Source organism: Variovorax sp. 10N432, assembly GCF_056394465.1.
In genome coordinates this window covers 110,519-132,195 of sequence record NZ_JBFTHX010000008.1, presented here as the reverse complement: position 1 = coordinate 132,195, position 21,677 = coordinate 110,519, and the positions used below count along the sequence as shown (strand labels likewise).

At 68.6% G+C, this 21,677-nt stretch carries 18 protein-coding genes; 8 read left to right on the top strand and 10 right to left on the bottom strand.

Going from position 1 to position 21,677, the window contains the following annotated elements; translation table 11 throughout:
• Positions 1-19: 19 nt before the first annotated feature.
• The 3 genes from AC1DF3_RS12130 to AC1DF3_RS12120 are packed head-to-tail and all read left to right on the top strand — an operon-like array spanning position 20 to position 1,698.
• A complete protein-coding gene (locus AC1DF3_RS12130) occupies positions 20-1,279 on the top strand; it encodes a 6-phosphofructokinase (protein ID WP_478139751.1) in 1,260 nt (419 codons plus the stop codon).
• On the top strand, positions 1,276-1,497 hold the full coding sequence (locus AC1DF3_RS12125; RefSeq protein ID WP_478139750.1) for a cysteine-rich CWC family protein: 222 nt from the start codon (positions 1,276-1,278) through the stop codon (positions 1,495-1,497). The genes AC1DF3_RS12130 and AC1DF3_RS12125 overlap by 4 nt, the downstream gene beginning before the upstream one ends.
• Positions 1,498-1,500: 3 nt before the next feature.
• Entirely contained in the window at positions 1,501-1,698 is a 198-nt protein-coding gene (locus tag AC1DF3_RS12120) for a hypothetical protein (protein ID WP_478139749.1), read from the top strand.
• On the opposite strand, the gene AC1DF3_RS12115 is transcribed toward AC1DF3_RS12120, so the two are convergent.
• Entirely contained in the window at positions 1,690-3,018 is a 1,329-nt protein-coding gene (locus AC1DF3_RS12115; protein ID WP_478139748.1) for a zinc-binding metallopeptidase family protein, read from the bottom strand. The genes AC1DF3_RS12120 and AC1DF3_RS12115 overlap by 9 nt on opposite strands.
• 117 nt (positions 3,019-3,135) lie before the next feature.
• On the opposite strand from AC1DF3_RS12115, the gene AC1DF3_RS12110 reads away from it, so the two are divergent.
• From AC1DF3_RS12110 to AC1DF3_RS12100, 3 genes are all read left to right on the top strand, one after another.
• On the top strand, positions 3,136-4,593 hold the full coding sequence (locus AC1DF3_RS12110; protein WP_286533569.1) for an MFS transporter: 1,458 nt from the start codon (positions 3,136-3,138) through the stop codon (positions 4,591-4,593).
• Between the two features lie 25 nt (positions 4,594-4,618).
• Positions 4,619-5,383, top strand: a complete 765-nt coding sequence (locus AC1DF3_RS12105) for a class II glutamine amidotransferase (protein WP_286533568.1) — start codon at positions 4,619-4,621, stop codon at positions 5,381-5,383.
• A 72-nt stretch (positions 5,384-5,455) separates the two neighbouring features.
• Positions 5,456-5,626, top strand: coding sequence for a hypothetical protein (locus AC1DF3_RS12100; RefSeq protein ID WP_286533567.1), 171 nt, complete (start codon positions 5,456-5,458; stop codon positions 5,624-5,626).
• Here the strand turns inward: AC1DF3_RS12100 and AC1DF3_RS12095 are convergent.
• The 9 genes from AC1DF3_RS12095 to leuS form a co-directional block, all read right to left on the bottom strand.
• The gene (locus tag AC1DF3_RS12095) at positions 5,623-6,474 is read right to left on the bottom strand and encodes a PhzF family phenazine biosynthesis protein (protein WP_286533565.1); all 852 of its coding nucleotides are present in this window, start codon (positions 6,472-6,474) and stop codon (positions 5,623-5,625) included. The genes AC1DF3_RS12100 and AC1DF3_RS12095 overlap by 4 nt on opposite strands.
• Positions 6,471-7,418, bottom strand: coding sequence for a glutathione synthase (gene gshB, locus AC1DF3_RS12090; protein ID WP_478139747.1), 948 nt, complete (start codon positions 7,416-7,418; stop codon positions 6,471-6,473). Before gshB ends, AC1DF3_RS12095 begins: the two co-directional genes overlap by 4 nt.
• Positions 7,415-8,662 (bottom strand): benzoate/H(+) symporter BenE family transporter, encoded by a 1,248-nt coding sequence (locus AC1DF3_RS12085; protein WP_478139746.1) that lies wholly within the window; start codon positions 8,660-8,662, stop codon positions 7,415-7,417. The genes gshB and AC1DF3_RS12085 overlap by 4 nt, the downstream gene beginning before the upstream one ends.
• Before the next feature lie 19 nt (positions 8,663-8,681).
• Entirely contained in the window at positions 8,682-10,550 is a 1,869-nt protein-coding gene (locus AC1DF3_RS12080) for a potassium transporter Kup (RefSeq protein ID WP_286533558.1), read from the bottom strand.
• A gap of 152 nt (positions 10,551-10,702) precedes the next feature.
• Positions 10,703-12,001 carry a glutamate--cysteine ligase gene (gene gshA, locus AC1DF3_RS12075; RefSeq protein WP_286533557.1) on the bottom strand — a complete coding sequence of 433 codons (1,299 nt, stop codon included), beginning with the start codon at positions 11,999-12,001 and terminating at the stop codon, positions 10,703-10,705.
• A 116-nt stretch (positions 12,002-12,117) separates the two neighbouring features.
• Complete coding sequence (locus AC1DF3_RS12070) at positions 12,118-13,410, bottom strand: glutamate-5-semialdehyde dehydrogenase (protein WP_478139744.1); 1,293 nt, start codon at positions 13,408-13,410, stop codon at positions 12,118-12,120.
• Between the two features lie 91 nt (positions 13,411-13,501).
• Positions 13,502-14,575 carry a DNA polymerase III subunit delta gene (holA, locus tag AC1DF3_RS12065; protein WP_286533553.1) on the bottom strand — a complete coding sequence of 358 codons (1,074 nt, stop codon included), beginning with the start codon at positions 14,573-14,575 and terminating at the stop codon, positions 13,502-13,504.
• A gap of 6 nt (positions 14,576-14,581) precedes the next feature.
• Positions 14,582-15,085, bottom strand: coding sequence for an LPS-assembly lipoprotein LptE (locus AC1DF3_RS12060; protein ID WP_478139743.1), 504 nt, complete (start codon positions 15,083-15,085; stop codon positions 14,582-14,584).
• Positions 15,082-17,721, bottom strand: a complete 2,640-nt coding sequence (gene leuS, locus AC1DF3_RS12055; RefSeq protein WP_478139742.1) for a leucine--tRNA ligase — start codon at positions 17,719-17,721, stop codon at positions 15,082-15,084. Before leuS ends, AC1DF3_RS12060 begins: the two co-directional genes overlap by 4 nt.
• A 170-nt stretch (positions 17,722-17,891) precedes the next feature.
• Between leuS and AC1DF3_RS12050 the strand changes: the two genes are divergently transcribed.
• Positions 17,892-19,514, top strand: coding sequence for an alpha-glucosidase (locus tag AC1DF3_RS12050; RefSeq protein WP_286533550.1), 1,623 nt, complete (start codon positions 17,892-17,894; stop codon positions 19,512-19,514).
• The gene (gene glgB / locus AC1DF3_RS12045; protein WP_286533549.1) at positions 19,504-21,663 is read left to right on the top strand and encodes a 1,4-alpha-glucan branching protein GlgB; all 2,160 of its coding nucleotides are present in this window, start codon (positions 19,504-19,506) and stop codon (positions 21,661-21,663) included. The genes AC1DF3_RS12050 and glgB overlap by 11 nt, the downstream gene beginning before the upstream one ends.
• Positions 21,664-21,677: the final 14 nt, after the last annotated feature.

The following is a 21,677-nucleotide window of genomic DNA, read 5'->3' as shown; positions in this document are numbered from 1 at the left end:
GCTGCGGGACAATGCCGCCATGCCCCTCCTCAACGCCTTCTACGCCCAGTCCGGCGGCGTCACCTCCGTGATCAACGCCTCGGCCTGCGGCGTGATCGAGACGGCGCGCCGGCATCCCGACCGCATCGGCAACGTCTACGCCGGCCGCAACGGCATCCTCGGTGCGCTCACCGAGGACCTGATCGACACCGGCCGCGAGTCGGCCGAGGCGATTTCGGCGCTGCGCAGCACACCCAGCGGCGCCTTCGGTTCCTGCCGCTACAAGCTCAAGTCGCTCGACAAGAACCGGCGCGAGTACGAGCGCCTGGTCGAGGTCTTCAAGGCCCACGGCATCGGCTATTTCTTCTACAACGGCGGCGGCGATTCGGCCGACACCTGCTTCAAGCTGAGCCAGCTGTCGCAGTCGCTGGGCTATCCGCTGCAGGCGATCCATGTGCCCAAGACCATCGACAACGACCTGCCCCTGACGGATTGCTGCCCGGGCTTCGGCTCGGTCGCCAAGTACGTGGCGGTGTCGACGCTCGAAGCCTCGATGGACGTGCGTTCGATGGCTGCGACCTCCACCAAGGTCTTCGTGATCGAGGTGATGGGCCGCCACGCCGGCTGGATCGCCGCGGCCGGCGGGCTGGTGGCCGACCAGGGCATCCCGGTCGTGATCCTGTTCCCTGAGATTCCCTTCGACCAGCCGGCCTTCCTGGCCCGGGTCGACGCGTTGGTCAAGTACCACGGCTACTGCACGGTGGTGGTGTCCGAAGGCTGCCACCATCCTGACGGCAGCTTCCTCGCCGAGCAGGGCACCAAGGATGCTTTCGGCCATGCGCAGCTCGGCGGTGCCGCCCCGGTGGTGGCGCAGATGGTCAAGGAGGCGCTGGGCCACAAGTTCCACTGGGCGGTCGCCGACTACCTGCAGCGCGCGGCCCGGCACATCGCGTCGGCCACCGACGTCAAGCAGGCCTATGAACTGGGCCAGCGCGCAGTCGAGCTGGCGCTGGAGGGGCGCAACGCGGTGATGCCGACCATCGAGCGGATTTCCGACGTCCCCTACGACTACCGGCTCGGCACGGCATCGCTCGATGCGGTGGCCAATGCCGAGAAGTTCATGCCGCGCGATTTCATCTCGGACGACGGCTGGGGCATCACCGAGAAATGCCGGCGCTACCTGCTGCCGCTGATCCAGGGCGAGGACTATCCGGCTTATCGAGACGGGCTGCCGGTCTACGTGACGCTGCACAACGTCGCGGTGCCGAAGAAGCTGCCGCCGTTCGAGGTCGCTGGATGAACGCGGTGCAGCGCCCCGATCCGTCGCGCTGTCCGCTGTGCGGCGAGTCCAATCGTTGCGCACTGGAGATCGAGCGCGAGACCGGCCAGTTGCAGCCGGCCTGCTGGTGCATGGAGGTCGACTTCAGCGAGGACCTGCTGGCGCGGGTGCCGGAGGGGCAGCGGCGCATGGCCTGCATCTGCGCGCGCTGCGCCGCGCAGGACGCGCTTCAGGAGTGAGCCTTGGACCGGGACGCCGACGCGCACCGTGCCGGCACCCATCCATCAGCCAAGCGCATCCAGCGAAATCCCCAAGGCCGCCGCCAGCTTTTTCAGCGTCGCCGTGGAGCCCGCGCGCTTGCCGCCCTCGATCTGGCTGATGAAAGGCTTGCCGACGCCAGCGGCGGCGGCCGGCGCGAGGTCTCAATCCGCCTAGCCTGAAGCCGGAGACTGATCGACCTTGACCGCCTCGGGCTCGGGCGCAGCCGGCGCCTCCTCCTTCACCGCCATCGCCGGCAACCCGCCGCGCTCGCGCTGCTCGGTGATCACCTGGTGGATGAACTGCAGCTTGCCGACCGCCGCCCGCGGCAGCACGAAGGGGTAGTAGTCGGGCTGGCCCATGCTGCGCGACAACTCGTTGAGCACGTTGGTCAGCCGCACCCAGCCATTGAGGAAATCGAGGAAGCGGCCGGCCTCGGGGTGCTCGGGCTGCCAGAGGTCCGAAGGCCCGAACAAGTCGCTGGTCAGTTCGACGTTCTGCGCATCGACGCCGAAGCTCAACGCGGTGTCGGCGGTGTCCGCCATGTGCAGGTAGTGGGCCCAGGTCTCGGCCCAGTCCTCCCAGGGATGCGAGCTCGCGTAGCTGGTCACGAAGCGATCGGCCCAGTCGAGCGGCGGACCGTTGTCGTAGTGGCTGCGCAAGGCCGCGGCGTAGTCGTCGCGTTCGTCCCCGAAGAGCTGGCGGAAGCCGTCGACCCACGGTGTCGGCGCCACCAGCAGGTCCCAGTAGTAGTGGCCGATCTCGTGCCGGAAGTGGCCCAGCAGGGTCCGGTAGGGCTCGCGCATCTCGGCCCGGATGCGCTCGCGCACGGCGTCCTCGGCCTCTTCGGCATTCAGCGTGATGACGCCCATCTCGTGGCCGGTCATGACGTGCGGTCCGCCCGGCACATGGCTCAGGAAGTCGAAGGCCAGGCCGTGCCCCGGGTCGCTCAGGCGCGTGACCACGGGCAGGCCGAGCGCGAGCAGCTGCGAGATCAGCCTGCGTTTGGCCAGTTCGAGGCTCAGCCAGAGCGCGCCGTTGCTCTCCACCGAAAGGTCGGGAATGGTCCGCGTCACGCTGCACGACAGGCACAGGCCGGGCACCAGGCCCTCGGTGTTGAAGGCCGGGTCGTCACCCTCGCGCGGCGCCGGCACCATCCAGTTGCAGGCTGCCGGCGTCATGAGGTTGGCGCAACGCCGGTAGGCCCTGCCGTGGACGTCGCCGAAGAGCGTGAAGGTGTCGGCTTCGGCGCCCTCGAAACCGGCCGGCGCGAGCGGCACCACGCCGAGCCGCTCGACCACGTAGCCGAGCGGCGTCAGGCAGGCCAGGCACTGGCTGTTGCGCAGGAACACCGGGCGGCCGCACTGGCACTGGTAGGCCCGGCTCAGTGTCGGCACCTGCAGCTCGGAGGCCAGCGAGCCGCCGGTGTCGGCGCTGCTGCCGTCGGCTTCGAGCGAATCGGCGACGGCGTCTGGGCTGTTGTTCTGGTTCTGGGATTGCATGGCGGTCTGGATCGCGTGCGGAACAGCGAATGATTTTGGCGGCGCGCATCGGGGCGCGGAGCGGTGCAAACGCCGATATCCTTGTAGGACGGCCGAGCGCGGCAATTTCCCTCCTTGATGAACAATCCTCCCCCGCAGTCCCTGAGCAGCCGCTACGGCGAGCGCTACCGCTGGCTCCTGCTCGTCTCGGTCATGGTCGGCGTGATGGCCTCGATCATGTCGTCGACGATCGTCAACGTCGCCATCCCCGGCATGAGCCACCATTTCTCGCTCGGCCAGGAGCGGGCCCAGTGGGTCAGCTCGGGCTTCATGGTGGCGATGACGGTGTCGATGCTGACCACGCCCTGGCTGCTCTCCCGCTACGGCTACCGGCGCACCTACGTCGGCACCATGGTGCTGCTGCTCGCCGGCGGGATGGCCGGCGGACTGGCGACCGATTTCACGCTGGTGCTGGCCGCACGCGTGGCCGAGGGGCTGGCGGCCGGGGTCGTGCAGCCGATCCCGGCGATCATCATCCTGCGCGCCTTCCAGCCCCACGAGCAGGGCCGCGCCAGCGGCATCTTCGGCATGGGCGTGGTGCTGGCGCCGGCCATCGGACCGAGCATCGGCGGGGTGCTGGTCGACCTGTTCGGCTGGCGTTCGATCTTCTTCATGGTGGTGCCCTTCTGCCTGGCGTCGATCTGGCTGGCCTACAAGTTCGTGCCGACCACCGCGCCCGGCGGCGTGGTCGCGGCACGCAGCGAGGGCCTCGACTGGCGCGGCCTGGCGCTCGGCACGGTCGGTACCCTCTGCCTGCTGAACGGCCTGGTCGCGCTGCGCGGCGAGTCGGCCCTGCACGCGACCTTGCTGCTGGCCGGCGCCGGCATCGCCTTCGGCGCTTTCGTTGCCTGGCAGAAGCGCCTGGCCGCGAGCGGCGGCGCGCCGTTGATGAACCTGGCCCTGTTCCAGTACCGCCAGTTCGCGATGGGCAGCGTGGTCGCCTTCATCTACGGCACGGCGCTGTTCGGCTCGACCTACCTGCTGCCGGTCTACATGCAGGTCGGGCTGCAGCTGTCGGCGTCGCACGTCGGCACCATCCTGCTGCCGGCCGGCATCGTGCTGGCGATCACCATCGCCGGCGTCGGCCGGCTGGCCGACCGGCATCCGACCTGGCTGCTGGTGTGCACCGGGCTGCTGCTGCTGGCCGCCTCCTTCGCGCTGATGGTGGTGCTGAAGCTCGACAGTGCGCTGTGGCTGCTGGTGGCCTTCGCGGTCATCGGGCGCATCGGACTCGGCTTCATCCTGCCCTCGCTCAACCTGGGCTCGATGCGCCCGCTGGCCAAGCCGCTGATTCCGCAGGGCGCCAGCGCGATCAATTTCCTGCGCATGCTGGGCGGCGCCGCCGGTGTCAGCCTGTGCGCGATCGTGCTCGAGTGGCGGCTGGCGGCCCATGGCGATTCGCTCGCCAACGTGGCGACCAGCCCGGCGCGGCTGGCGGCCTTCGACGAGGTGTTCCTGATGCTGGCGGGCCTGTGCGCGCTGGCGATCGTCGCGGCCTGGCAGCTGCGGGTGAAGCCGCCCGCCGCGCAGCCATGAGCCCGCTTCAGTTCTAATAGCCGCCATGTGCCAGCTGCTCGGAATGAACTGCAACACGCCGACCGACGTGACCTTCAGCTTCACGGGCTTCGCCCAGCGCGGCGGCCGCACGGATCACCACGCCGACGGCTGGGGCATCGCCTTCTTCGAGGACCGGGGGCTGCGGCATTTCGTCGACCATCAGCCGGCCTGCGAGTCGCCGGTGGCCGAGCTGATCCGGCGCTACCCGATCCAGAGCCGCAACGTCATCGCCCATATCCGCAAGGCGACGCAGGGCGCGGTCAACCTGCAGAACTGCCACCCGTTCGTGCGCGAGCTGTGGGGCCGCTACTGGGTGTTCGCGCACAACGGCGACCTGAAGGATTTCCGGCCCCGTCTGCACGGCAACTTCCATCCCGTCGGCAGCACCGACAGTGAACACGCGTTCTGCTGGATCATGCAGGAGCTGGCCAAGTCGCATGCCGGCGTGCCGAGCGTCGACGAGCTGACCTTGACCTTGCGCGAACTCGCGCCGCGGCTGGCCGCCCACGGCACCTTCAACTTCATGCTGTCGAACGGCCAGGCGCTGTGGGCGCATGCCTCGACGCACCTCTGGTACGTCGAGCGCCAGCACCCGTTCCTGACGGCCGAGCTGTCCGACGAAGACCTGAGCATCGACTTCGCCCAGCACACCACGCCGAACGACCGCGTCGCCGTGGTGGTGACCGCGCCGCTCACGACCAACGAGCAATGGACGGCGTTCGCGCCGCAGGAGCTGGCGGTGTTCGTCGACGGACGACGCTGCAGCTGAGACCTCAAAAAAGCGTTGCCGCGGATTTTGGAGACAAATAACGGTTCTCGGTTGCATTCAAAGGGCCGTTCCATGCCGGCGTCCTTTCTCCCTGCGTCCCGTCGCGCGCGCCAGCGTGCCCGCCCTCCCGGCAACCTGTTCAACAAGTCGTCCTGGGCCTCGGCCGGCGGCTTTCCGGGCTCGAACTACCTCGTTGTGGGAGCGCCGCGCACCTTCGTGCTGAACGCCAGCGTCGACTTCTAGGTGCTCGGGCGCGAGGGGTCGACGATGACCCGGGCGCTGCCGGACACGCGGACGCTCGCCCCGGCCGCCGGCGAAATTTCCACGCGAAGACGCGAGCGCATGCCCATGTCCTCGCCCTGGATGATCTCGATGGCGCCTTCGTGCGACCAGCCCAGGTCACGCAAATAGCCGCCCAGGGCCGCGGCCGCCGCGCCGGTGGCCGGGTCCTCGTAGACACCGCCAATGGCAAAGGGATTGCGGGCATGGAAGCACCGAGGGGTCTGCGCATGGACCAGGCTGATCGTGCCGATGCCCTCGGCCGTCATCAACGTCCGGCCGGCCTCAAGCTCGTAGCGCATGGCGGCCAGTCGTGCTCGGCTGCGTAGCGCCAGCACCAGATGGTTCAGCCCGGCATTGGCGATCGCCGGAGGAATCCGCGGATCCAGGTCGTCGCGCCGGTACGAAAACAGGGCGAGCGCCGTGTCGACCAGCGCATCGGACGCCGGCCTGCTGGCGGTCGGCGGCGACTGCAGCGCCGCGGCGACCGTCGCCCCCTCGCGGTGCCCCTCGACGCTGATCGCAGCGGCGTTGAGCTGCAGCTTGAAAACCCCGTCCCCGAGGCGCTGCGCGAGGGCCGCACCGAGCGCGATCGTCGCGTGCCCGCAAAAGGCGACTTCGGATTCGGGCGCGAAATACCGGACTCGCCAGCCGTCCTCGGTGGGCGCAGCAAAGACAGTCTCCGAATAGCCGACCTCGGCCGCCACCGCCTGCATGACATCGGCGAGAGGCAACGCGTCGCACAGGACCACCCCGGCGGGATTGCCGCCGACCTGTCCATCCGAAAAGGCGGCAAAGCGCTCGACCTTCATCGCCGGACCTCGGCCTCCAGCGCATCGATGAACATCGCCGGCACGTCGAAGCCGGTCTGTTCGGTGATCTCCTGGAAGCAGGTCGGGCTGGTGACGTTGATCTCGGTCACGGAGTCGCCGATCACGTCGAGGCCGATCAAAAGCAGCCCACGCGGCGCCAGCGCGCGGCCCACGGCCTCCGCGATCTCGCGGTTCTTCGGCGTCAGCGGCTGCGCCACGCCCTTGCCGCCGGCCGCAAGGTTGCCGCGCACCTCGGTGCCCTGCGGGATGCGGGCCAGCACGAAGGGCACCGGCTCGCCGCCGATGATCAGGATGCGCTTGTCGCCGGCCGCGATCTCGGGCACGAAGCGCTGCACCATGAGGGTCTCGGCGCCGTTCTTGTTGAGGGTCTCGGTGATCGAGCCCAGATTGAGCCCGTCTTCGCGGACGCGGAAGATGCCCATGCCGCCCATGCCGTCGAGCGGCTTCAGGATGATGTCCTTGTGCTCGGCGTGGAAGGCCCGCACGGCCGCCGGGTCGCGCGTGACCAGGGTCGGGCTGGTGAATTGCTGGAACTCCATCACCGCGAGTTTTTCGGGGTGCTCGCGCAGCGCGGCCGGCTTGTTGACGACCTTCGCGCCTTCGCGCTCGGCCTGGCCCAGCAGGTGCGTGGCGTAGATGTACTCGGCGTCGAAGGGCGGGTCCTTGCGCATCAGGACCGCATCGAAGCCGTGCAGCGCAGCCTGGCGGCGCGGGGTTTCGGTGAACCAGTCGTCGCCGTTGCCGGTGAGCGTGATGTCGCGCACGCCGGCCGTCACCGGCTGCCCGGTCTGCCAGCCCAGGTCGCGCGGCTCGCAGGCCGAGATGCCATGGCCGCGGCGCTGGGCCTCGCGCATCATCGAAAAAGTGGTGTCCTTGTAGATCTTGAAATGCTCGAGCGGGTCGGCGACGAAGAGGATGTTCACGGGCTGTTCTTTCCAATAGCGGCTTTGGCTTCCTGCTTGATCTTGCACGCAGGCGCGATGTCCTTGCCCGGCGCGGCCTTCTTGCGGCCGAGCTGCTGGATGCCCAGCGCCAGCGCACCGGCCACCACGCCCCAGAAGGCCGAGCCGATGCCCGCCAGCGTGACGCCCGAGAGCGTGACCAGGAAGGTGATCAGCGCCGCCTCGCGGTGCGTCTCGTCGCGCACCGCAGCGGCCAGGCCGCCGCCGATGGTGCCGAGCAGCGCCAGGCCGGCGATGGTGGCGACGAGTTCTTTCGGGAAGGCGGTCAGCAGGCCCGTGACGGCAGCCCCGAACACGCCGATCACGATGTAGATCGCGCCGCAGCTGACCGCCGCCGTGTAGCGCCGTGCCGGGTCTTCGTGCGCTTCGCGGCCCATGCAGATCGCGGCGGTGATGGCGCTCAGGTTCAGCGCGAAGGCACCGAAAGGCGCCAGCACCAGCGTGAACAGGCCGCTGATCGTGATCAGCTTCGACACCGGCATGTCGTAGCCCGCGGCCCGGATCGCCGCCACGCCGGGCAGATTCTGCGAAGCCATCGTGACGACGAACAGCGGCAGCGCGAGACTGACCACCGCCTGCCAGCTGAACACCGGCATCGTGAACACCGGCAGCGCCAGGCTGAAATGCACGGCGCTCCAGGCCAGTTCGCCGCGCGCGGCGGCGAAGGCGATGCCCACGCCCAGGGTCAGCGGCACCGCATAGCGCGGCAGCACCCGCTTGGCCACCAGATAGGCGCCCAGCATCAGCAGCACCAGCGGCAGCGCGGTCTGGGCGGCAATAAAGGCCTGCAGGCCGAATCGCGCCAGCACGCCGGCCAGCAGCGCCGAAGCCAGCGCCATCGGGATCTTGTTCATGACGCGCTCGAACCAGCCGGTGGCGCCGGCCAGCGTCATCAGCAGCGCGCAGACGATGAAGGCGCCGACCGCCTCGTTCATGCCGTAGCCGGCGCCGGCGACCGCCAGCACGGCGGCACCGGGCGTGCTCCAGGCGATCATCACCGGCTGGCGCCACCACAGCGAGGGAAGCACCGAGGCCAGGCCCATGCCGATGCCCAGCGCCCACATCCAGGAGGACACCATCTCGGGCGTCGCGCCGAAGGCCTGGGCGGCCTGAAACACGATCGCCACCGAACTCGTGAAGCCCACCAGTACGGCGACGAAGCCGGCGGTGAAGGCCGAGAGGCTCAAATCCTTGAAGAACCGCATCCCTGGATTGTGCCGGGGCCTAGATTTCTATCTTGGAGCCAAGCTCCACCACCGCGTTGTTCGGCAGCCCGAGGAAATCCGCCGCACCACTGGCGTTGTGGTGCATCTGCGCAAACAGCTTTTCACGCCAGGGCGCCATGCCGCTGCCGAGGGTAGGAATCACGACGTCGCGCGACAGGAAGTAGCTGGTGGCCATCGGCTCGATCTGGCAGCCGCGCAGCCGCGCGTTCTCGAGCGCGCGCGGCAGGTCGATTTCGTTCTTGAAGCCGTAGTGCACCACCACCTGCCAGCAGTGGTGGCCCAGCGCTTCCATCTCGATGCGCTTGTCCATCGGGATCCAGGGCACCTCGTGGTTGCGCACCGTGACGAACAGGTTCTGGTCGTGCAGCACCTTGTTGTGCTTCAAGTTGTGCAGCAGCGCATTCGGCACCACGCCCGGCTCGGCCGTCATGAAGACCGCGGTGCCGTCGACCCGCGCCGGCGGGCTCACGAAGACCGAATCGAGGAAGCCGCGCAGGTCGATGGCCTCGGCCAGCTGGGTCTCGCCCATCAGCCGGCGCCCTTCCTTCCAGGTCAGCATCAGCATGAAGATCGAGCCGCCGATCAGCAGCGGGAACCAGCCGCCGTCGAACAGCTTGAGCAGGTTCGAGGCGAAGAACAGGAAGTCGACCACGAAGAAGGCGCCGGTGGCCGCGATGCACAGGATGAGCGGGTACTTCCAGGCATAGCGGATCACGAAGAAGGTCAGCACCGTGGTGATCAGCATGTCGGTGGTCACCGCGATGCCGTAGGCGGCCGCCAGGTTGCTCGACGAGCGGAACATCACGACCGCCAGCACGATCGCCACGAACAGGCCCCAGTTGACGAACGGGATGTAGATCTGGCCCGCGGTGCGCACGCTGGTGTGCTCGATGTTCATGCGCGGCAGGAAGCCGAGCTGGATCACCTGGCGCGTGACGCTGAAGGCGCCGGTGATCAGGGCCTGCGAGGCGATCACGGTGGCGGCCGTGGCCAGCAGCACCAGCGGCAGCAGGGCCCACTCGGGCGCCATCATGAAGAACGGGTTCTTCACGGCCAGCGGGTTCTCGAGCAGCAGCGCGCCCTGGCCGAAGTAGTTGAGCGTCAGGGCCGGCATGACGACCGAGAACCAGGCGATGCGGATCGGCTTCTTGCCGAAGTGGCCGAGGTCGGCGTAGAGCGCCTCGGCACCGGTCACGCACAGCACGGTGGCTCCCAGGATGATGAAGCTGGTGCCCGGGTTCTCCCACATGAAGCGCAGCGCGTAGAACGGGCTCAGCGCCTTGAGGATCTCCGGATGGGTCAGGATCTGCGTCACGCCGAGCACCGCGATGGCGAAGAACCAGGCCAGCGTGATCGGGCCGAAGAAGCGGCCGATGCCCGCCGTGCCGTGCTTCTGCAGCGCGAACAGGCAGAACAGCACGACCAGGGTGATCGGGATCACGTAGTGCCTGAACTGCGGCGACACCACCTCCAGGCCCTCGACCGCGGACAGCACCGAGATCGCCGGCGTGATCACGCCGTCGCCGTAGAACAGCGAGGTGCCGAAGATGCCGACCACCAGCAGCACCTGGCGCAGCCGGGGCTTGTCGACCACCGCCTGGGAGGCCAGCGCCAGCATCGCGACCAGGCCGCCCTCGCCTTCGTTGTCGGCCCGCAGCACCAGCACGACGTACTTCAGCGAGACGATCACGGTCAGCGTCCAGAAGAACATCGACAGGATGCCGTAGACGTTGTCGATCGTGAAAGGCACGTGGCCGTGGCCGAACACCTCCTTGACCGCATACAGGACGCTCGTGCCGATGTCGCCGTAGACGACACCGATGGCCGCGAGGATCAGCGCAGCGGAAGAGGATTTAGGGGCGGACACGGAAGGGCTGCAAAGGGTCGGCGGCGTGCAGCACGCCACGAGGCGCTGTTGCGGCCCGTTGCGGCCGCTGCATCGGCTCCCACCCTCGTCGTCGTTGTTATGGGGTGGCTATTTTGCCGCCGCGGCGACGGTCTGCAAGTTGCATCGCCAAATCATTCATAGACCTCGGCGTCCGGATCGGTCGCCTCCAGCTCGTAGCTCGCGGCCACCATGGCCAGCCGGCCGATCACGCCGTACATGTAGAAGCGGTTGGGCGCGCTGGCGCCCGGCTTGGCGCCCGGCTGCGGTAAGTGCGCACTTTCAGAGAACGCCAGCGGCACGAAGCTGGCGCCCGGCAGGTTCAGGTTCTCGTCCGGCGCGCGCTCGGCGTGCACCCGGTAGAAACCGCCGACCACGTAGCGGTCCATCATGTAGACCACCGGCTCGGCGACGCCGTTGTGGACCCGTTCGTTGGTCAGCACGCCCTCCTGGACGATCAGGTCGCAGGGCTCCTGCCCTTCCTTGGCGGCGCCGGCTTTGCTGGCCCGCGGCCGGCGGACCAGGGCCTCGATCTCCTTGGCGTCGCGCACCGTCATGACGCCCAGGCCGGGGCTGCCGTTGTCGGTCTTGACCACCACGAATGGCTTCTCGTTGATGCCGTATTCCTTGTACTTGCGGCGCACCTTGGTGAGCAGGGCGTCGACATGGCTGGTCAGGACGTCGATGCCCTGGCCGGTCGCGAAGCTGACCTCGGCCGCCTTGGCGTACATCGGATTGATCAGCCACGGGTCGATGCCCAGCAGCTTGCCGAAGCGCTTGGAAACCTCTTCGTAGCTGTGGAAGTGATTGCTCTTGCGCCGCACCGACCAGCCGGCGTGGAGCGGCGGAAGCAGGTACTGCTCGTGCAGATCCTCGAGGATGCCCGGCGTGCCGGCCGACAGGTCGGTGTTGAGCAGGATGGTGCAGGGGTCGAAGTGCTTGAGCCCCAGGCGCCGCTTGCTGCGCGCCACCGGCTCCAGGCAGACCGTGTCGCCGTTGGGCAGCTCGATCTTCTTCGGCGACTTGATCGCCGGATCGATCGATCCGACCCGCACGTTCAGGCCGGCCATGTGGAAGATCCGCACCAGCTGGGCCACGTTGGCCAGGTAGAAGGTGTTGCGCGAATGGTTCTCGGGAATCACCAGCAGGTTGCGCGCCTCGGGGCAGATCTTCTCGATCGCCGCCTGCGCCGCCTGCACCGCCAGCGGCAGCATCTCGGGCGTGAGGTTGTTCCAGCCACCCGGATAGAGGTTGGTGTCGACCGGCGCCAGCTTGAAGCCGGCGTTGCGGATGTCGACCGAGCTGTAGAACGGCGGCGTGTGCTCCATCCATTCGAGCCGGAACCAGCGCTCGATGGCGGGCGTCGAGTCGAGCACGCGCTGCTCGAGTTCGTTGATGGGGCCGGTCAGGGCGGTGACGAGATGGGGGACCATGCGGCGGCCTTGTTGGATTTATGCCTGGGCTAATCAGGGATTGTAGATTTGGGGACGGACGCCCCGATGACAAGCTCGCCCCTGGTTGCCCGGCGCTTCGTGTCCGGGCACCCGGGTCAGGTCCGTACTTCGCCCTGGCCCAGAACCACGTACTTCAGCGAGGTCAGGCCCTCGATCCCGACCGGCCCGCGGGCGTGGAACTTGTCGGTGCTGATGCCGATCTCGGCGCCCAGGCCGAACTCGAAGCCGTCGGCGAAACGGGTGCTCGCATTCACCATCACGCTGGCCGAATCGACCTCGCGCAGGAAGCGCTGGGCGTTCATGTGGTCGCGGGTGACGATCGCGTCCGTGTGGTGGCTCGAGTAGTGGTTGATGTGCGCGATGGCCTCGTCCACGCCCTCGACCACCTTGATGCTGATGACCGCGGCCAGGTATTCCTCGGACCAGTCCGATTCGACCGCGTCGAGCACCTTGTCGGCCGGCAGGTGCCCGCCCTCGGCGCGCAGGATCTGCGCCGCCACCGGGTCGCAGCGCATCTCGACGCCCTTGGCGGCGAAGATGGCGCCGATCTCGGGCAGGAAGGTCTCGGCGATCGAGGAGGCCACCAGCAGGCCTTCGGCGGCGTTGCAGGGGCTGTACTTCTGGGTCTTCGCGTTGTCGACGATCTTCAGGGCCATGTCGAGCTCGGCCGTGTGATCGACATAGACATGGCAGTTGCCGTCGAGGTGCTTGATCACCGGCACCCGGGCGTCGCGGCTGATGCGCTCGATCAGGCCCTTGCCGCCGCGCGGGATGATGACGTCGACGAATTGCGGCATCGCGATCAGCTGCCCCACGGCCTCGCGGTCGGTGGTGCCCACCAGCTGCACGGCGTCGACCGGCAGGCCGGCCTCTTCGAGCGACTCGGCCACCAGCAGCGCCAGCGCCTTGTTCGATTCGATCGCCTCCGAGCCGCCGCGCAGGATCGCCGCGTTGCCGCTCTTGATCGCCAGGCTGGCCGCCTCGATGGTCACGTTGGGCCGGCTCTCGTAGATCATGCCGAAAACCCCGATCGGCACCCGCATCTGGCCGACCCGGATGCCGCTGGGCTGCTGCCGCATGCCGATGACCTCGCCGATCACGTCGGACATCGCGGCCAGCTGCTCGCAGCCCTGGGCGACGGTCTCGATGGCCTTGGGCGTCAGCTTGAGGCGATCGACCATCGGCGCCGACAGGCCGGCGCCTTCGGCCCGGGCCAGGTCCTTGGCATTGGCTTCGGCCAAGGGGGCGGCCGCGGCGCGCAGGCGGCGCGCCAGCGCCTTCAGGGCCTTGTTCTTGGTGGCGGCATCCGCCCGTGCCATCAGGGCCGAAGCGAGCTTGGCCTGCAAGCCGAGCGTCTGGACGTACTCGGAGACATTCAACGTATTCATCCCCGGATTGTGCCGCGACGGCCAAAGGCGGCGTGCGCCGAGGGACAGTTATGCACCATTTCTGTGCGCAATCCGCCCATCGCCCGCGCGGTCAACGGGCCCGGGGCGCCGACGCCGCGGGCCCGCAGGCCCGGCACAGCATCAGCGCCAGCCGCTGCAGCGCCTGCCAGCCATTGGCCGGCCAGTCGGGCTGCTTGAGGCCCTTGACGATGCCGTCGACCACGTGCGCGGCGCGCAGCATGCGCGCCAGCGCCCGGTCGTCGAGCCGCGGCAGCACCCGCTCGAAGGCCCGCTCGCGCGGACCCCAGATGCGGTTCTCGCGCAGCGCCATCGGCAGCGGCCGGCCGGCCGCCATCGCGTCCCTGACCCGCTTCAGGGCCCGGATGTCCTCGGCCAGCGTGTAGTGCACCAGCACCTCGGCCTCGCCTTCGGCCTGCAGGCCGTCGAGCATGCGCGCGACGCGCTGCGGATTGCCGGCCAGCACCGCTTCCGACAGCTTGAAGACGTCGTAGCGCGCGACGTTGTTGACCGCGGCCTCGACCTGCTCCCAGCCGAGTTCGCCTTCAGGGTGCAGCAGCGCCAGTTTCTGGATTTCCTGGTGGGCGGCCAGCAGGTTGCCCTCGACCCGGTCGGCGAAGAACTGCAAGGTGCGCTGGCCTTCCTCGCCGGCCTTGACGCGCTGCCCCTGCAGCGCCAGCCGCTGGGCGATCCACTGCGGCAGCGCGGCGCGCTCGACGGTGTCGACCTGCAGGCTGACGCCATGGTTCTCGAGCGCGGCGAACCAGGCGCCGCTGCGGGTCGCCTTGTCGAGCCGGGGCAGCAGCACCAGCGTCAGGGTGCTGTCATTGCCGGCTGCGGCCTCGGCGATCTGCTGCAGCGCGGCGCTGCCGTCCTTGCCGGGCTTGCCCGACGGGATCCGGATCTCGACGATCTGCTTGTCCGCGAAGAGGCTCAGCGAACCGCCCGCCGCCAGCACCGCGCCCCAGTCGAAATGGGCACCGGCGACGGTGTAGGCGCTGCGCTCGGTGTAGCCCTGGGTGCGCGCGGCGGCGCGAATCGCATCGGCGGCCTCCTGCGCCAGCAGCGGCTCGTCGCCGTGGATGACGTAGAGCGGCGCCACCCGCTTCGCGAGGTGGGACGAGAGCTGGGCAGTCGCGAGTTGCACGGCGGATCAGGAGGTCTTGATCGCGGCCAGCCGGCGCAGCACTTGCTGGGCGATGTCGTTCTGCATGTCGCGATACAGCAGTTCGGCCTCGCCTTCCTTGGCCAGCGCCGCCGTCTCGTTGTAGGTGATGTCGCGCGACTGCTGGATCTCGGTCGGCCCGAGCAATTCCTTGCCGCCCTGGCCCCGCACCCTGAAGCGCAGCGTCAGGATCAGCTGCAGCTCGCGCACCTGGCCGTCGGGCGTGGTCGAGAGCACGATGTTGTTGCGACTCTCGCCCAGGATCTCCAGCACCGCCTCGGCCTTGTCGGACTGGTCGGCCGGCAACACCTCCAGGGTGCCGGCGGCCCGCAGCTGCCGCCGCAGGTAGTTCGAGAACGCGGAGGTCCCCATCACCGCGATGCTCTTGAACGCGAACTCCGGCGCCTTGCGCAACTCGAAGCCGCAGCCCGCGAGCGCGACAGAAGCCGCCGCGGCCAGAAAGCCGCGACGCGGCAGCGACGGGCCGCTCATAGGACCACGTTCACCAGCCGGCCCGGCACCACGATGACGCGCTTGGCAGCCGCGCCCGCGGCGTGCTGGATGAAATCCTCGCAGGCGAGTGCGATCTTCTCGATCTCCGGCTTGGTCGCCGCGGCCGGCACGCGCAGCGAGCCGCGCAGCTTGCCGTTGATCTGCAGCATCAGTTCGATCTCGTCGCGCGCCAGCGCGCTGGCGTCGACCACCGGCCAGGGCGCGTCGAGCAGGCCGCCCTGGTCCTTGTCGTAGCCGAGCTGATGCCAGAGCGCGTGCGCGATGTGCGGTGTCGCCGGGTACAGGCAGCGCAGCAGGATGCCGAAGCCTTCGCGCACCGCGGCGCGGTTGCCGGCGTCGTCCGCGGCCGGCTTGAAGCCTTCCAGCGCGTTGAGCAGCTTCATCGCCCCCGACACCACCGTGTTGTATTGCATGCGCTGGTAGTCGTAGTCGATCTGGCGCAGCACGGTGTGGATCTCGTGGCGCAGCACCTTGGCCTCCTTGCCGAACACGGGCTGGCCCGCCGGTGCCGCCGCGGCGCCGGCGCCATGCTGCGCGACGCCGAAGTTCCAGACCCGGCGCAGGAAGCGGTAGCTGCCTTCGACCGCTGCGTCGTTCCATTCGAGCGTGGCCTCGGGCGGCGCGGTGAACATGGTGTAGAGCCGGGCCGTGTCGGCCCCGTACTTCTCGATCAGGTCCTGCGGGTCGACGCCGTTGCGCTCGGTCTTGCCCATCTTGCCGACGCCGCCGTATTCGAGCTTCGTGCCGTCGGCCAGCGTACCGCCGACGATGCGCCCCTGCGCGTCGAGTTCCGGCGTGACATCAGAGGGCGGGAAGTAGTTCTTGCCGCCCTTCTCGCCCCGGTTGTAGAAGATGTGGTTGAGCACCATGCCCTGCGTCAGCAGCTTGCTGAAGGGCTCGTCGACCTTCACCAGGCCGAGGTCGCGCATGACCTTGGTCCAGAAGCGGGCGTAGAGCAGGTGCAGGATCGCGTGCTCGATGCCGCCGATGTACTGGTCCATCGGCATCCAGTACTTGGCGCCGTCGGCCACCATGGCTTCGTCGTTCGTCGGATCGCAGTAGCGCATGAAGTACCACGAGCTGTCGACGAAGGTGTCCATGGTGTCGGTCTCGCGGCGCGCGGGCTTGCCGCAGACCGGGCACACGACGCCGGCATGGAAGCCTTCGTGCTTGATCAGCGGGTTGCCGTGGCCGTCGGGCACGCAGTCGGTCGGCAGCACCACCGGCAGGTCCTTCTCGGGCACCGGCACCGCGCCGTGCTCTTCGCAGTGGATGATCGGGATCGGCGTGCCCCAGTAGCGCTGCCGGCTCACGCCCCAGTCGCGCAGGCGCCAGGTGGTCTGCATCTCGCCCAAGCCCTTCTGGCCGAGGGCATGGGCCACCGCCTTGACCGCCTCGGCATGGTGCATGCCGCTGAAGTTGTCGGAATTGATGGTCACGCCGCGCTGCTTGTCGGCGTACCAGTCCTGCCAGCGGTGGTAGTCGAAGTGCGGCTCGTCGTCGACCAGCACGACCTGGATGATCTCGATGCCGTACTTGTTGGCGAAGGCGAAGTCGCGCTCGTCATGCGCCGGCACCCCCATCACGGCGCCGTCGCCATAGCTCATCAGCACGTAGTTGCCGACCCAGACCGGGACCTGCTCCTCGGTGATCGGGTGGGTCACGGTGAGGCCGGTGGGCACGCCCTTCTTTTCCTGCGTCGCCAGCTCGGCCTCGGTGGTGCCGCCGCCCTTGGCCTCGGCGATGAAGGCGGCCACCTTGGGGTTGGTCTTCGCGGCATGGACAGCCAGCGGATGCTCGGGCGCCACGGCGCAGAAGGTCACGCCCATGATGGTGTCGGCACGGGTGGTGAAGACGTACATGCGGCCGTCCTGGATCAGGTGGCCCTGGTCGTCCTTGATCTTGTGCGTGAACGCGAAGCGCACGCCTTCGCTCTTGCCGATCCAGTTCTCCTGCATCAGCTTGACGCGCTCGGGCCAGCCCGGCAGCCGGTGCTGGGTGTGCTCGAGCAGTTCCTCGGCGTAGTCGCTGATCTTCAGGTAGTAGCCAGGGATCTCGCGCCGCTCGACCGTGGCGCCGGTGCGCCAGCCCTTGCCGTCGATCACCTGCTCGTTGGCCAGCACGGTCTGGTCGACCGGGTCCCAGTTGACCACCTGGGTCTTGCGGTAGGCGATGCCCTTCTCGAGCATCTTCAGGAACAGCCACTGGTTCCACTTGTAGTAGCTCGGATCGCAGGTGGCGATCTCGCGGCTCCAGTCGATCGCCAGGCCCATGGCCTGGAGCTGGCCCTTCATGTAGCCGATATTCTCGTAGGTCCATTTCGCCGGTGGAACGCCGTTTTTGAGCGCTGCGTTCTCGGCCGGCAGGCCGAAGGCGTCCCAGCCCATGGGCATCAGGACGTTGTAGCCGCTCATGCGCAGGTAGCGCGTGAGCATGTCGTTGATCGTGTAGTTGCGCACGTGGCCCATGTGCAGCTTGCCGCTGGGGTAGGGCAGCATCGAGCAGGCGTAGTACTTCTTCTTGCGCGTGTCTTCGGTCACGCGGTAGGCATCGGCGGCGGTCCAGTGGGCCTGGGCGGCCGACTCGACATCGGCGGGTTTGTAGCTGGGGTTCATGGGCACTCGACAACAGCCCGGCGCCAGGCGGCCGGGGAAAAGGATTATCGCGGGGTTCTGATACTCGCCCCCAGGTTGGGCTCACTTCATGTAGCCCGTCCACCGTCTGCCTGGGGGCGAGCGGCATGCTTTTCGCATGCCACAATGAATTCGGATTCCTGGGGGCATGCATGGCGAAGGACTGGTGGCGGGGCGCGGTGATCTACCAGATTTACCCGCGCAGCTTCATGGACAGCAACGGCGACGGCATCGGCGATCTGCCGGGTATCACGGGCACTTTGGGCCACGTGGCGGGGCTTGGGGTGGACGCGATCTGGATTTCTCCGTTCTTCCGCTCCCCGATGAAGGATTTCGGCTACGACGTCTCGGACTACCGGGCGGTCGACCCGATCTTCGGCACCCTGGCCGATTTCGACGCCCTGCTGGCCCGGGCCCACGGGCTGGGCCTCAGGATCATCATCGACCAGGTGCTGTCGCACACCTCCGACCAGCACGCCTGGTTCGCCGCCAGCCGGGCCAGCCGCGACAACCCGCAGGCCGACTGGTACGTCTGGGCCGACCCCCAACCCGACGGCACGCCGCCCAACAACTGGCTCTCGGTCTTCGGCGGCTCGGCCTGGCAATGGGACTCGCGGCGGCGCCAGTACTACCTGCACAGTTTCCTGGCCGAGCAGCCAGACCTCAATTTCCATTGCCCCGCCGTCCAGGAGGCGCTGCTGGGCGAGGTGAAGTTCTGGTGCGAGCGCGGCGTCGACGGCTTCCGCTTCGATGCCTGCAACCACCAGTTCCACGATGCGCAATTGCGCGACAACCCGCCGGCCAGCGGTGGGGAGGTGAGCACGGTGCGGGCCGACAACCCCTATGCGATGCAGCAGCACCTGCACGACAAGAGCCAGCCCGAGAACCTGCTGTTCCTCGAAAAGCTGCGCCGGCTGCTCGACGGCTACGGCGCGGTCGCGCTGGGCGAGGTCGGCGACGAGGACGCGCCGCCCGTGATGGCGCGCTACACCGAACGCGACAAGCGGCTGCACCTGGCCTACAGCTTCAGCCTGCTGACCAGCGAACACAGCGCGCGCCACCTGCGGACCCAGGTCGAGGCGCTCGACAGCGCCCTGGCCAGGACCGACGGCTGGGGCTGCTGGGCGGTGTCGAACCACGACGTGCCCCGGGTCGCCAGCCGCTGGAACGCCGCCGGCTCGGCCGACACCCGGCGCGACCGGCTCTGGCTGGCGCTGCTGCTGTCCCTGCGCGGCAGCGCCAGCGTCTACCAGGGCGAGGAACTCGGCCTGCCCGAGGCCGAAGTGCCTTTCGAGCTGCTGCAGGACCCGTACGGCCGCGCCTTCTGGCCCGAATTCAAGGGCCGCGACGGCTGCCGCACCCCGATGCCCTGGCGGGCCGACCAGCCGCACGGGGGCTTCACCGACGGGCTGCCCTGGCTGCCGGTATCGGAAGCCCACCTGGCACTGGCGATCGACCAGCAGGCCGGCGATCCGCGCTCGATGCTGCACTACAGCCGCGCCCTGCTGCACTGGCGCCGCACCCAGCCGCTGCTGCGGACCGGCGGCATGCGCTTCTTCGATGCGCCCGAACCCTTGCTGTGGTTCGAGCGGCGCGAAGGTGACAAGGCGCTGCAGGCGGTGTTCAATCTGTCCGACGCACCGGCGACGCTGCAACTGGACGCGCCGTTGGTGCCGCTGTCCGGATCGCCGTTCGGCGGCGCCGGGCTCGACGGCCGCATGCTGACGCTGCCGCCCTATGGCGTTTTCATGGGAGAACCCCCGCATGCTGCCTGAAGCCGAAGTCCGCGCACTGATGCGCGCCGAACATGGCGACCCGTTCGCCGTGCTCGGTCCGCACGAGACGGACGAGGGCTTGTGGGTTCGCGCCTTGCTGCCGGGCGCGCAGTCCGTGGCCGTGCTGCACTCGGGCTCGGGTTGGCCGCTGGCCCAACTCGACCGCCAGGGCGACAGCGACCTCTTCGCCGCCCTGGTGCCGGCCTCGGAGGCCCGGCTCGGCTATCGCTTCGAGGTCGACTGGGGCGCGCACAGATCGGCGCTCGAAGACCCGTATCGATTCCCGCCGGTGCTCGGCGAGACCGACGTCTGGCTGCTGGCCGAGGGCACCCACCTGCGGCCCTACGAGCAGCTCGGCGCCCACCTGCGCGAGATCGACGGCGTGCGCGGCGTCGCCTTCGCGGTCTGGGCGCCGAATGCGCGCCGGGTCTCGGTGGTCGGCGACTTCAACCAGTGGGACGGCCGGCGGCACATGATGCGCCTGCGGCGCGAGTGCGGGGTCTGGGAGATCTTCGCGCCGCACGTGGCACCTGGCGACGCCTACGAATTCGAGCTGCTCTCGGCCCAGGGCCAGGTGCTGCGCAAGGCCGACCCCTTCGGCTTCTCGGCCCGCCTGCGGCCCGACACCGCCTGCGTGGTGCAGCCGCTGCCGGCCCCCGTGGCCCTGCCGGCCGGACGCGCCGAAGCCAACGCGCGCGACGCCGCGATCAGCATCTACGAAGTGCACCTGGGCTCCTGGCGGCGCAAGAACGGCCACGAATGGCTCGACTACCGCGAACTGGCCGACACCCTGGTGCCCTATGCCCGCGACATGGGCTTCACGCACATCGAGCTGCTGCCGGTCAGCGAGCACCCGTTCGACGGTTCCTGGGGCTACCAGCCGATCGGCCTCTATGCGCCGACCTCGCGCTTCGGCACGCCGGGCGACTTCCGCCACTTCGTCGAAGCCGCCCATGCAGCGGGCCTGGGCGTGATCCTCGACTGGGTGCCGGCCCATTTCCCGACCGACGTCCACGGGCTCGCCAACTTCGACGGCACCGCGCTCTACGAGTACGCCGACCCGCGCGAGGGCTTCCACAACGACTGGCAGACGCTGATCTTCAACTATGCGCGGGTCGAGGTGCGCAACTACCTGGTCGGCAACGCGCTGTACTGGCTCGAGCGCTATGGCGTCGACGGCCTGCGGGTCGACGCGGTGGCCTCGATGCTCTACCGCGACTACAGCCGCAAGGCCGGCGAATGGGTGCCGAACGCGCTCGGCGGCCGCGAGAACCTCGAGGCGATCGAGTTCCTGCGCCGCATGAACCGCGTGGTCGGCGTCGAGCGGCCGGGCGCCATGACCCTGGCCGAGGAATCGACCAGTTTCCCGGGTGTGACGCGACCGCCCGAGAACGGCGGCCTCGGCTTCCACTACAAATGGAACATGGGCTGGATGAACGACACCCTGGCCTATGCCGGGATCAACCCGATCTACCGCAAGCACCATCACCAGCGGATCACCTTCGGCCTGATGTACGCCTTCAGCGAGAACTTCGTGCTGCCGCTGTCGCACGACGAGGTGGTGCACGGCAAGGGCTCGATGATCGGGCGCATGCCGGGCGACAACTGGCAGAAGTTCGCCGGCCTGCGCAACCTGTACGGCTACCTGTGGGCCTACCCGGGCAAGAAGCTGCTGTTCATGGGTGGCGAATTCGCCCAGTTCGCCGAATGGAACGCCGACCGCAGCCTCGACTGGCACCTGCTCGACCAGCCGGCGCACCAGGGAATCCGCCGGCTGGTGCGCGACCTCAACAACGTCTACCGGCACTTCCCGGCGCTGCACGAGCTCGACTGCGAGGGCGAAGGCTTCGAGTGGATCTGCCACGACGACGCCGACCACTCGGTGTTCTCCTTCGTGCGGCGGGCACGCGACGGCCGCTTCGTGGTGGCGGTGTGCAACTTCACGCCGGTGCCTCGGATGGGCTACCGGCTCGGGATGCCGGCGGACGGCACCTACCGCGAACTCATCAACACCGACAACCACGTCTACGGCGGCAGCGGCGTCGGCAACGGGCCGGTTGCCAGCGAGCCCGTGCCCTGGCATGGCCGGGCGCGCTCGATGGTGATGTCGGTGCCGCCGCTCGGAACCGTGATGTGGGTGCTGGCGTGAGGCCGGGGCAGCGC